This window comes from Amycolatopsis keratiniphila, from assembly GCF_000400635.2.
Classification (GTDB): domain Bacteria; phylum Actinomycetota; class Actinomycetes; order Mycobacteriales; family Pseudonocardiaceae; genus Amycolatopsis; species Amycolatopsis keratiniphila.
This window is the reverse complement of the sequence record NC_021252.1, coordinates 1,562,821-1,575,605: the sequence shown is the minus strand read 5'-3', so window position 1 is coordinate 1,575,605 and position 12,785 is coordinate 1,562,821. Positions and strand designations below refer to the sequence as shown.

Sequence of the window (12,785 nt, the reverse complement as noted above, 5' to 3'; positions counted from 1 at the left end):
CTGGCCGGCGTCCGGTCGCTGATGGTTCACGCGGGAACGGCGGGCTCGTTCCCGCCGACGGCGGCGAGCACCAGATCCGCGGCCGCCGCCGCGCCGTCGGTCTGGGCCATGGCCGCCACGGCCCGCGCCCGCGCGCGCGTTTCCGGCGCCAGGACCGTGGTGAGCGCGGCCGACAGGGACTCGAAGGTCGGCGTCGGGCCGTCGTGCGCCACACCGATCCCCAGATCGGCAACCCTGGCGGCGAAGTACGGCTGGTCGGTGTTCCGGGGGATCACGAGCTGGGGGACGCCCGCCCGCGTGGCCACGTGTTCCGTGCCCGCGCTGCCGTGATGGATGACGGCGGCCACCCGGGGGAACAGCGCCTGGAAGTTCACCTCGCCGATGGCGAAACAGTCCTCCCGGTCGTCGGGCAGGAGCAGATCGGTCCACCCTCGGGAGAGGATCACCCGGCGGCCGTGGGCACGGCTCACCTCGACGGCGATCTTCGCGGCGTCGGCGATCCCCTTCCCGGACGAGCTGCCGAAACCCACGTGCACCGGCGGTGGGCCGGCGGCCAGGAACGCCTCCAGCTCCGGGGGAAGCGGCCGGTCGTCGGTCAGGATCCACGCGCCGGTCTGCACGGCGTCGACGTCCGGCTGCAGCGGGGCGAGGACCGGGTCCGCCGACAGGATGGGCCGGTCGCCGTGGCCGTAGCCGAAGACGTCCTCCACCGGCGGCAGGCCGATCGCGGCCCGCCGCCGGTTGAGCGTCTCCCCGTACCGTTCCGCGAACCGGTGGGCACGCTCTTCCCACAGTGTCCGGTGGTCGGTCACGCCCGGGGTGGTCGGCTCGTCATAGGGCGGCGGGAAGTGCGGGGAAGCCAGGTAGACCGGGCTCGGGACGGAGTAGAAGAAGGGGAGGCCCAGCTTTTCGGCCACCGACCGCACGCCGGTCGCGGCGGCCAGATCGCCGACCGCCACCACCGCCACGCATCCTTCGGCGGCCGAGGGGATCGCGTCGAACTGCATCTCGACCGTCATGGCCGCGAGCCGCCGCTCCTCCTCCGGGGGCGGCGGCGGCATCCCCTCCTGCAACATCATGTGCTGCGGAAGGCCGACCGGCACATGCGGCACCTCGACCTCGGCCAGCCGCTCGGCGGCGGCGGGCGGTGCGCACATCCGCGTCCCGACGCCGAGCGCCTTCAGCCGGACCGCCAGCGACACCGCGATCTCGACGTCCCCGCGGGTTCCGCACACCGACAACAACACACGCATTTCGCTACCCCTGTTTCGTGCTCGACCACCGGCGCACCGCCGGCGTGCGGAGGTTTCAGGCCGGGTGGTGCGGCAGCCACTTCATCCCGTCGGGCGAAGTCACCAGGCCGCCGGGGAACAGCGGCAGCTCGGGTTCGGCGTCCTCGCCGAGCAGCGCCTTCATCTGGACCTGGCCCGCCTCCTGCATCGCCTGCTTGACCACGGTCGACTTGAACATCGGCACCATGTCGTCGCCGTCGCCCGTCGCCATCTTGTCGACGGCGGCGGCGAATTCGGCACTGTTCGCGGCGATCCGGTCGGCGGCCGTCAGCGCGGTCTCGCCGGACGACACCCCGCCGATCAGCTCGACGAACGACTCGATGTCGGTGCTCTGGTTCTGCGTGACCTTCTTGGCCTGCCAGAAATACGATTCCTCGTTGACGTTCATCTGATAGAAGGAGACGAGGAACTCGTAGAAGACGCCGTACTCGCGGCGATAGCGCGCCTCGAACTCGTTCAGCGCGGTCTTCTCGTCGAGGTCGCCCGCGAGGACGCTGTTGATCGACCGGGCCGCGAGCAGCGCGCTGTAGGTCGCCAGGTGCACCCCGGAGGAGAACACCGGGTCCACGAAGCACGCGGCGTCGCCGACCAGGACCATCCCGGGCCGCCAGTAGCTGTCCTGCTGGTACGAGTAGTCCTTGCGCACCCGCAGTTCGCCGTACCTGCCGGTGGTCACCCTGGTCGCGTTCGAGAGGTACTCCGAGATCAGCGGGCATTCGGCGATCAAGGTGTTGAGGGCCTTCTCGCGGTCGCCCTGGATCTTGTCGGCGTCCTCCCGGCGCACGACCGCGCCGACGCTGGTCAGCGTGTCGCTCAGGGGGATGTACCAGAACCAGCCGCTGTCGAAGGCGACGCTCAGGATGTTGCCCGACACCGGCTCGGGCAGCCGTTTGCCACCCTCGAAATAGCCGAACAGCGCGAGGCTGCGGAAGAACTCCGAGTAGTTCCGCGAACCGTTGACCTTCGTGTAGAGCCGGCTCTTGTTGCCCGACGCGTCGATCACGAACCGGGCCGAGACTTCGTGCGCGTTGCCGTCCGCGTCGGTGTAGCGCGCGCCGGTGACCCGCTCGCCGTCCTCCACGACGTCGTTGACCGAGCAGCCTTCCCGCACGACGACGCCCTTGCTCTTGGCGTTCTTCAGCAGGATGTCGTCGAACTTCGCCCGCTCGACCTGATAGGCGTGCGACGTCGAGCCCGCCATCTTGGCCGAGATCCCGAAGTGGAACGTCCACGGCTCCGGACGGGCGCCCCAGCGGAACGTGCCGCCGCGTTTGATCGGGAACCCGGAATTCGCCAGCTCGTCCGCGACGCCGAGCATCCGGCAGACCCCGTGCACCGTGGCGGGCAGCAGCGACTCACCGATCTGGTACCGGGGGAAGACCTCTTTCTCCAGCAGCAGGACCCGGTGTCCCTGCATCGCCACCAGGGTGGCCACCGTCGAACCACCCGGCCCGCCGCCCGCCACCACAACATCGAAATCTTCGACCGACATTTCCCACCATTCCTTTGTCGAGTGTCACTTCGCCGGGCCGGTCGTCACCAGGTGACCGGTACTTGATCGGGGCAGTCAACGAACGCGCTGCGGTATTTCACTTCTTCGACGGGCACGGCCAGCCGCAGCCCCGGGAATCGCCGCCACAAGGTCTGATAGGCCGTCCGCAGCATCGACCGGGCCAAAGCGGCACCGACGCAGTAATGGATTCCGTGCCCGAACCCGACGTCCGAAACAGCGGTGCGGTTCGCGTCGAAAACGTTCGGATCGGGGGTCAGTGCTTCGTCCCTGTTCGCCATGAGAACCGAGCACAGGACATAGTCCCCCGCTTTGATCAGCTGCCCGTCGACGACCACGTCCTTGATGGCGAGCCGGGGATTCGGCGCCTGCACGGGGGACAGATAGCGCACCAGCTCGTTGACGACGCGGTCGGCCTTTTCCGGGCCTTCGAAAAGCAACGGTATCTGGCCGGGGTGCTGAAGGAGGGCGAGCACGCCGAAGCCGATCATCCCCGCGACGGTTTCGACACCGCCGAGGATCAGCGCCGTGCACAGGCCCCGCAACTCCTCGTCCGTGACGTTGCCGCCGTGCTCTCGCACGATCGTGCCGAGGAGTCCGTCGTCGGGATCCGCGCGCTGCCGGGCGATGAGGTTGTCCAGGTACCGGTTGAACGCCGCGCTGTCGGCGGCCCGCGCCTTGAGGCCGCGGCTCAGATCGGCGTTCCGCCTGATCCGCCGGACGAACTCGCGCTGGTCGTCGCGGGGGATGCCGAGCAGTTCGCACAGGGCGTGGGCGCCGACCGGATCGGCGAACAGGCCCTGGAGGTCCGCGGGCGACCCCTCGGCCTCCAGCATGTCGAGGCGATCGTCGACGAGGCTCTGGATCGCGGGCTCCATCCGGCGGATCCGCCGGACGGTGAACTCCGGTGTCAGCATCTTCCGCAACCGGGTGTGCTCGGGCGGATCGTAGGTCGAGATCTGCCCGACGAACTGGGCCTCGACATGCGCCCCGGATTTCGCCTGGGTGAATTGCGGGCGCGTCGTGAAATTCTCGTGGTCACCGAGGATCCTGCGCACGACGTCGTAGCCGTGGGCCTGCCAGACGAAATCCCGGCCGAGCTGGGCCGAGGAATCGCCGGCTATCCGGACGAGCGGGCCGTGCGCCCTCAGTGCGAAATTGTCCGTATGCGGATCGCAGTTCGTTCTCAGCTGAAAGTTCGCGGGCTCCTCCAGGAGTGGCGCGACCTGTTCGATACCGTGCCCCATCCGACTGGAACTCCTTGGTAGACCGGGAAAGTGTCTTTCGGCTTCGACCGCCCGAACACAGCGACGCCCAATTTGACCGGTAATCGGGCGGCACGTCCAGCGACCTCGCGTGGACGGAGCCGCCGATCACCAGGCGACCATCAGCTCGGTCAATCCGTACGCCGGGGTGGTCAGGCGGAACTTGGTTTCCTGCGCGGGATCCGCCAGCCGCAGCTCGGGAAAACGCCGCCACAGCAAGGTGAACACGGTGCGCAGCTGGAGCCGGGTCAGTGCGGCGCCCAGGCAGTGATGGACCCCGTGCCCGAACGCGACATGCGGCGCGGACTCGCGGGTGACGTCGAGGCGTCCGGGATCCGGCACCAGCGCGGGATCCCGGTTGGCCGCCGGGAGGGAACAGATGACGCTCTCGCCCTTTTTGATCGCCTGGCCCGCGATGGTGATGTCCCGCATGGCGATCCGGGGAGTCGGGGAATACGGGACCGTCAGGTACCGGATCAGCTCGTCGACCGCCCGTTGCGCCTGCTGCTCGTCGCCTTGGAACGCGGCGATCTGCCCGGGGTTCCGCAGCAGGGCCAGCGCACCGAGGCCGATCATGCCGGAGATGTTGTCGTCGCCGGCCAGCATCACCTGAACGCAGAAGCCGCGCAGTTCCTCGTCCGTGGCTTCGTCGCCGTACTCGGCGACGACCGCTCCGATCAGGCCTTCGCCCGGTTCCTTGCGTTCCCTGGCGATCATCGCCAGCAGGTAGCGGGAGAACGCCTCACCCGCCACCGCGCGTCTCTTCTGGCTGCGCGAGGCGTCGAGATGCGCGTGACACAGCTGCAAGAACGTGGCGCGGTCGTCCCTCGGCACACCGATCAGTTCGCACAGCACGGCGCCGGGGACCTTGTCGGCGACGATCCCGACCAGATCCGCGGGGGATCCCGCCTGCTCCAGTTCGTCCAGCCGTTCGGTCACGATCTGTTCGATGTACGGCCCCATCCGCTGCATCTTGCGCAGCGTGAAACCCGGGTTCAGCTTCTGCCGCAGCCTGGCGTGCTCGGGCGGGTCGTAGTCCATCAGGTTGCCGACCAGTTCCCGCGGCCGGAAGATGCCCTTCCCGCCGATCTCGTCCCGGGGGTCCCAGCGACGCCGGGTGCTGAAACTCTTGTGATCGCCCATCACCTGCCGGACGACGGCGTGCGCGGTGGCCATCCAATGCGTTTCGGCGTCCGCTCCGGAGCCGATGGTGACCCTCGTCAGCGGCCCGGCGGCGAGCAGTTCGGGTGCCGGGTCCAGCCCCTGTCTGCGAATGTGCAGCGGGCGCGGGTCGTCCTCACTCAACGGGAAACTCCTTTGCGAACGTGTCATGCGCTTTCATGGGCGGGCCGTCCACTGAGATGGTGATTTCCCGTGACTGGCCGGACGGCACCTGTGATCCGACGGACGACACACGTGACTGGAGGGACGGCATCCAACACGGCCGATCCGTCCGCCTGAACGTGCTTGTCGTCCCTCCAGTCACGTGTGTCGTCCATCCAGTCACGTGTGTCGTCCCTCCAGTCACACGACACCGGGCCGGTCCGACGTTACGAAAGCCACTTTCGCAACGTTGAAGGTTGCGAAAGTGGCTTTCGCAACGCAGTCCGCGGACCGGGCCCGGCGCCGGCTTCGCCTTACCCGGCAACGAAACGGCCCGGGCTACCAGTCGAGCAGCAGGGATTCGACGTCGAACGGCGGCGGGCCCAGTTTGATCTCGCGGTCCGGTTCGGCCAGCCGGAGCTTGGGAAAGCGGTGCGCCAGGCCCGGGATCGCCGCCCGGAACACCATTTCGGCCAGCGGCCTGCCGAGGCAGTGATGGATGCCGTGCCCGAAGGTGACGTGCGCCGGCTTTTCCCGGGTGATGTCGAACCGGTCCTCCGGGTCGGGGAACTGCCGGCGGTTCGAAGCCAGCAGCGAGCAGGTGACGGCGTCGCCCTTCTTCACCAGCTGGTCACCGATGTACACGTCCTCCCGCGCGATGCGCGGAGTGGTCTTCTCGTCGCTGGTGAGGTACCGGGCCACCTCGTTCAGCCAGTCCGGGACGGTTTCCGGCTTGTCCCGGAGCACGGCGAACTGCTCGGGGTGCTCGACCATCAGCCACGCCCCCGCCGCGAGGAACCTGGCCACCTGGTCCCCGCTCGCCCCCATGACGAACGCGGCCACGCCCAGCAGTTCCGCGTCGGTGATGTCGTCGCCGTGCTCGCGCACCACGGCGCCGAACATGTCGTCACCGGGATCGCGGCGCGTCTTGGCCGCGATCTGGCCCATGTACGTCCAGTACTTGTTCCCCGCCGCCACACGCCGTTTGCCCGACCGTTCGGCCCGGCTGGCGTGCAGGGCGCGGGACAGGTCGGCCTGGTCGTCACGCGGGATGCCGAGGAAGTCGCAGATCACCGTCGTCGCCACGGGCCACGCGAACCGCGGCACGAAGTCCACCGGCCCGCCGGTGGCTTCGATGTCGTCCAGCGTGGCCTCGACGATCGCCTCGATCTTCGGCCGGAAGTCCTGCATGCGCCGGAAGGTGAACGCCGACGCCACCATCCGGCGCAGCCGCGTGTGTTCCGGCGGGTCGTACTGGTTGAGGAAGCCGGGCCAGATCCGGCCCGCCGCGGTGCCGCCGAAGAGCAGCTTGGCGCTGAACTTGTCCGAGCCGAGCACCTGGCGGGTTTCTTCGTACCCGGTGGCGAGCCACCCGGTCCGCCCGTCTGGGCCGTCTTCGGACTCCATCACGGACATGCGGCCCTCGGCCATCAGGGAGCGCAGTTCCGGCCCCGGATCGAAGCGCTCTCTCCGGTGGATCTCCGTGCCCCGGAGGGCGTTCTTCTCCTCGAACACTGCACAAGGTCCTTTCGCCTCATCCAGCCGGTGATCGAAGCCTGCGGCGTGTCCAACCGTCCGCGTTGAGCGGCTGGACACGCGCCCTCAGGCGCCCGCTTCCTGGATGAGGCTCTTCGGCCGGAGGTCGGTCCAGTTCTCCTCGACGTAGGCGAGGCATTCCTTGCGGCCGGCCTCGCCGTGCACCGTGATCCAGCCCGCGGGCACCTCGGCGAAGGCGGGCCACAGCGAGTGCTGTCCCTCGTCGTTGACCAGAACGAAAAAGGAACCGTCTTCGTTGTCGAAGGGGTTGGTCATCGTTGTGTCCTTTCACCTTCCGGACGCTGCCGGAGTTTCTCGGCGACGATGGCTCCAATCTGGCCCAGCGCCGCGGTTTGCACCATGTCGTAGTGGTTGGACGGGACGTCGTGGGTCTCGATGGTCCCGCTGGTGAAGTCCTTCCAGCTGGCCTTCGCCACCGAAACCGGCAAATGCTCGGGACGGTCCACAGTGGCCACGAAGAGCAGGATGTCGCCGGCGAAGGGGGAAGAGACGTGGCGCGGCCCGACGTCCCAGAGATTGCGCATGACCGCCTCCAGGCGGGCACGGGCGGCCTCGCCCTTGACCAGCTGGCCCGCGAGGTCGAGGTCCGCCTGGTTCCGCTTCGACAGCGCCTCTTCCTCGCTCGCCGCCCCGGTCGTCTTCCGTCCCATGTAGACGGGATAGGCGTCGAGCAAGGCGAGCAGGCCGACCTTCTCCCCTTCCTCCTCCAGCAGTTTGGCCATCGCCTGCGCGATACGGCCGCCGAGCGACCAGCCGAGCAGGTGATACGGCCCTTCCGGCTGCACGGCACGGATCTGCGCGAGGTAGTCGGCGGCCATCTCCTCGACGCTGCCCGGCAGCGGCTCGGTCCTGGCGAGACCGCGGGCCTGGACGCCGTAGACCGGCTGGTTCGACGGGAGGTGACGCAACAGCGGCTCGTAGTTCCAGCTCAGCCCGCCGCTCGCGTGGACACAGAAGAGCGGGGGCCGGTCCCCGGTCGTCCGGAGCGGCAGCAGGATCTCGAAGTCGCCCGTCTTCACCGAAGAGCTCGTCCGCCGCCGCTCGCCGACGACGACCAGGGTCTTGGCGGGCGTCTTCCTGGCGAGCAGACCGGTCCGCAGCATCCGGTGCCCCTCCTCCCCGAACGGACAGGGCACGGTCGGGAGATCGGCCGGTCCCTCGTCCACCGCGGGACCGGTGACGTAGAGCTCGCCGACGGTGCCCGGGGCGACGGGGCGCGACCGCTCGTCCAGTACGAGCGCGCCGAGCGGCCCGTCCCCGGCCACGTCGGCGACCACCTGCGGGACGGCCCCGGCCCAGCGCGCCGGCGCGATGGGCGGACGGGAGCGTTCGAAGTCGTCAAGGAAGAGGTCCAGCTCGCTGATCCGCCGCCCGGGATCCTCCGCCACCTGTTCGAGGACGCGGACCAGCCGCCGGGCCACCGACTCGGCGGTGGCCTCGTCGAACAGGTCGGTGGCGTAGCGCAGCACGCCCTCGAAGCCGCCCGGTTCGTCGTCGTCGTCGAAAAGCTCGGTGAGTTCGACCGACAGATCCAGCTCCATGGCCTCGACCCCACCGGGTTCGACACCGGTGCGCAGGGCGGGCAGTTCCGCCGCCGTCCAGCCGTCGATGTCCTCCTCGTCCACCCGCAAACCCACCTGGAACACGGGATGACGGGAGAGCGAGGCGGGCAGTTCGAGCAGCTCGACGATGCGCTCGAAGGGCACGTCCAGATGCTGTTCGGTCGCCTGGAAGGCTTCTTGCACCCGGTTGACGACCTCCCGGTGGGTCGGATCACCCGAGAGATCCGTGCGCACGGCGAGCGGCCGGGTGAACGGTCCGACCATCGGTTCGAGGTCGAAGAGTTCCTCGTCCCGGGGCAGCGCCGAGCCGATCACCACGTCTTCGCCCGCTCCGTATTTGGCCAGCAGCATGGCGAGCGCCGCGTGCACCAGCCGCGACGTTTCCACGCCCGCCGACTCCGCGGCCTCCGTCAGCCGGGCGTGCGGGCCGGCGTCCAGCCGCAGCGCGACGGTGCCCGCCCGCCGCGACGGGACGGCGGGCCGCGGCCGGTCGAACGGGAGCACCGTCTCGCCGTCGATACCGGCCAGGTTTTCCCGCCAGAAGGCGAACTGTTCGTTGATCAGGCTGCCCGGTTCGTTCTCGTCCTCCAGCAGCCGCCGCTCCCAGAGCGCGTAGTCGGCGAACTGCAAGGCCAACGGCGCGCGCTGCGGGACCCGGCCCTCACGCCGCGCGCCGTAGGCGGCCGCCAGGTCGCGGAAGAACACGTCCAGCGAATCGTCGTCCGCCAGGATCCGGTGCACCTGGAGGTGCAGCACGTGCTCCTTTTCCGAGAGCTCGAACAGATCGCACCGCCACGGCACCTCACGGGTGAGGTCGAAGGCGGCCTCGCGCCGCTCGGCGAGCAACCCGGGGAGGGCCTCCTCGGTCACCGGGATCGGGACCGGCCCGGCCGCCGGGGTGTCGTGGACGAGCTGGTGCACGCTCTGCGCGTCACCGGGAAAAGTCGTGCGGAGGAGCTCGTGCCGCTCGGCGACGTCGCCGAGCGCCGTCACCAGCGCGGGCACGTTCAGCTTGCCGTGCAGGCGAAGCGCGACCGAGGTGGTCAGGCCCGCCGTCTCCCCGCCAGGATCGGCCAGCAGCCAGGCCCGCAGCTGCCGGGCGGTCAACGGCACCCGATCCGGCCGCTTGGCGGCTTCCAGTACCGGACGGGACTTCGCGGCCAGGGCCCTGGCCAGCCCCGCGGGCGTCGGTGAGGAGAACAGCTGCCGGATGGGCAGGTCCTCGCCGAGTTCCTCACGGATCCGCGCGACGAGCCGCATGGCCAGCGCCGAACTGCCACCGAGGTCGTTGAAGGCGTCGTCGACCCCCACCTGCTCGACGCTGAGGATCTCGGCGAACAGCGCGCACAGCACCTTTTCGGTCTCGCTCTCCGGCGCCTTCTCCGACGAGCGTCCCGCGAGGTCCGGGGCGGGCAGCGCCCGCCGATCCACCTTGCCGTTGGGGGTGACCGGCAGGCCGGGCAGCGCCACGACCGCGATCGGGACCATGTAGTCGGGCAGGACCAGGCCCATCCGCCGCCGGATCTCCTCCGGCCCGGCGTCGGTGCCGTCGGACACGAAGTAGCCGACAAGGCGCTTTTCGCCCGGCTGGTCCTCACGCGCCAGCAGGACCGCCTCGACCACTCCCGGCTGGGCGGCCAGCACGGCCTCCACCTCACCGAGCTCGACCCGGTAACCGCGGATCTTCACCTGGTCGTCGGCGCGGCCGAGGAACACGATCTCGCCGTCGCGGGTCCAGCGGGCCAGGTCGCCGGTGCGGTACATGCGCTCACCGGGGAGGAACGGGCACGCCACGAACCGGTCGGCGGTCAGGCCGGGGTTGTTCAGGTAGCCGCGGGCCAGCCCCGTGCCCGCGATGTACAGCTCGCCGGCCACACCCGGCGCGACCGGGCGCAGGAAGGCGTCGAGCACGTAGATCCGGCGGTTGGTCATCGGGTGGCCGATCGGCAGCTCGGAGCCGAGCACGGCACCGGGTTCGATCGGCAGCCAGGTCGCGCACAGGGTGGTCTCGGTCGGCCCGTAGGTGTTGCGCACGCGCAGGCCGGGCTGGGCCCGCCGCAGGTTCTCCACCGACTGCAAGGGGACCACGTCGCCGCCGGTCCCGATCTCGATGAGGCCTTCGAAGCACTCCGGCGAGGTTTCCGCCAGTGCGCGGAAGGTGCCCGCGGTGAGGTGGACGTAGGTCGCGCCCCGTCGCACGGCCTGCCGGACCCCGGCCGCGTCCAGCACGCCCGGTTCGGTGAGCAGGACCCGGGCGCCGGAGACGAGCGGCACCCACATCGCGTACAGCGACGGGTCGAAGACGTGCGTCGCGTGCATCAGGACGCCGTCGTCCTCGCCGATCTGCCAGCCCGGGTCACCCGCCAGCCCGGCGACGGCCCCGTGCGGAATCCCCACGCCCTTCGGCAGGCCGGTGGATCCCGAGGTGTACATGACGTACGCCAGATCGTCCGCGTGCGGCCGGATTCCCGGTGCGGCGCACCCGTCCACGGCCGCGCGTGTTCCGGGCGCGTCGAGCACGATCGCGTCCTCCGGAGCGACCGCCTTCGTGGCCTCGGTGCACAAGACGGTCGAGACGCCGGAGTCGGCGAGGATGAACGAGATGCGCTCGGCCGGGTACTCGATGTCCACCGGCACATAGGCGGCGCCCGCCTTCCAGATCGCCAGGAACGCGATGGGCAGCTCCGGCGACCTTTCCATGGCCACGCCGACGCGGTCGCCGCGGCCGACACCGCGACCGGCGAGATACCCGGCCAGCCGATCCGACGCCTGATCGACTTCGGCGTAGGTCAGGTTCGCGCCGCCGGCGTCGATGATCGCCACCGCGTCCGGCGCCCCGGCCACCCGCCGCGCGAACAGTTCGACGACGGAGTCCCCCGGCACCGGGCCCGCGGTCGCGTTGAAACCGTCCACCACCAGGGCGCGTTCGGCCTCGCTCGCGAGGGTGAGACGGCCGACGAGGACGTCGGGCTCGGCGACCAGCCGCTCCAGCACCCGTGCCATCGCGCCGACGACCGATTCGGCGGCCGCGGGGTCGAACAGGCCCCGGTCGTAGTCGAGGATGAGCGGCATCCGTTCGCCCGGGCCGGTGACGAGGGTGAACGGATAGTGCGAGGAGTTGCTCCCCCGCTTCAGCGGGAGCAGGTTCAGGCCGTCACCCGACGGCTTCCCGAGTCCCTTGCGGGGGAAGTTCTCGTAGATGACGAGCGTGTCGAAGACCGCCCCGGGTCCGGCGACGCTCCGCACGTCCTGGAGCCCGAGATACTGGTGCGCCATGAGCGCCGCCTGGCCGCGCTGCACCTCGTCGAACAGGTCGACCGCCCGCTTCGCGCCGTCGAGCCGGACACGGACCGGCAGGGTGTTGAGCAACTGGCCGACCATCGACTCCACGCCCGGGAGATCGGCGGGCCGCCCCGAAGCGGTCGCGCCGAACACCACGTCGGTGCGACCGGCGAGCTGCGACAGCACGACGGCCCACGCGCCCTGCACGACGGAGTTCAGGGTGAGACCGTGGCCGCGCGCCAGCCGGGCGAGGCCGTCGGTCAGCTCCGCCGACAGCTCGACCACCGTGGTGTGGATATCCGGCACGCGCGCCGGATCGGCGGGAACGACCAAGGTCGGGGTGTCGAGCCCGGCGAGCTCGTTCCGCCAGGCCGCCTTCGCCGCTTCCTTGTCCTGCCGTCCCAGCCAGGCGAGGTAGTCCCGGTAGGAGACGGTGGGCGGCAGCCCGGACGCGTCGCCTCCCGCGGCGTAGATCTCGGCGAGCTCGCGGTGGATGATCGGCATCGACCAGCCGTCGGTCAGCACGTGGTGCAGGGTGTGCACGAGCCGGTGGCTCTCCTCGCCCAGCCGGATCAGGTGCAGTTTCATCAGCGGCGCCGTCTCGACGCTCAACCGCTCGGCCACCTCCGCCGCGGCCAGCCTGTCGACTTCGGCTTCGACGGCGTCGGCCGCCAGTCCCGAAAGATCCGTCTCCCGCCACGGGATCTCGGCGTCCCGCGCGATGACCTGCACCATCTGCGCGCCGCTGACGTAGCGGAAACAGGCCCGCAACGCGGCGTGCCGGTCCACGAGTGCCTGCCACGACGCCTTCAGCCGTCCCGCGTCCAGCGGCCCGTCGATCCCGTAGACGGTCTGCACCGTGTAGGTGTCCGGCCCGTCCTTGTCGAGGGCGGTGTGGAAAAGCATTCCCTCTTGCAGCGGCGAAAGAGGCCAGACGTCCTCCACGCTCGAGCGGGGCTTCGCGCGAGTGTCGTCTACGGTCACGATCTGCTCC

Annotated in this window: 7 protein-coding genes; all 7 read right to left on the bottom strand. The window is 69.9% G+C overall.

The features are described 5' to 3' along the window. Positions 1-26: 26 nt before the first annotated feature. Entirely contained in the window at positions 27-1,253 is a 1,227-nt protein-coding gene (locus AORI_RS48435) for a glycosyltransferase (protein ID WP_016331879.1), read from the bottom strand. A 55-nt stretch (positions 1,254-1,308) separates the two neighbouring features. Further along, positions 1,309-2,784 (bottom strand): tryptophan 7-halogenase, encoded by a 1,476-nt coding sequence (locus AORI_RS48430; protein ID WP_016331878.1) that lies wholly within the window; start codon positions 2,782-2,784, stop codon positions 1,309-1,311. A gap of 44 nt (positions 2,785-2,828) precedes the next feature. Next, positions 2,829-4,049: a cytochrome P450 gene (locus AORI_RS48425; protein ID WP_016331877.1), complete on the bottom strand. Its 1,221-nt coding sequence runs from the start codon at positions 4,047-4,049 to the stop codon at positions 2,829-2,831. A 126-nt stretch (positions 4,050-4,175) separates the two neighbouring features. Beyond that, a complete protein-coding gene (locus tag AORI_RS48420) occupies positions 4,176-5,372 on the bottom strand; it encodes a cytochrome P450 (protein WP_016331876.1) in 1,197 nt (398 codons plus the stop codon). Positions 5,373-5,729: 357 nt separating this feature from the next. Further along, positions 5,730-6,905 (bottom strand): cytochrome P450, encoded by a 1,176-nt coding sequence (locus AORI_RS48415; RefSeq protein WP_016331875.1) that lies wholly within the window; start codon positions 6,903-6,905, stop codon positions 5,730-5,732. Positions 6,906-6,992: 87 nt separating this feature from the next. Next, positions 6,993-7,202 (bottom strand): MbtH family protein, encoded by a 210-nt coding sequence (locus tag AORI_RS48410; RefSeq protein ID WP_016331874.1) that lies wholly within the window; start codon positions 7,200-7,202, stop codon positions 6,993-6,995. After that, positions 7,199-12,775, bottom strand: a complete 5,577-nt coding sequence (locus AORI_RS48405) for a non-ribosomal peptide synthetase (RefSeq protein WP_016331873.1) — start codon at positions 12,773-12,775, stop codon at positions 7,199-7,201. Before AORI_RS48405 ends, AORI_RS48410 begins: the two co-directional genes overlap by 4 nt. Positions 12,776-12,785 lie beyond the last annotated feature (10 nt).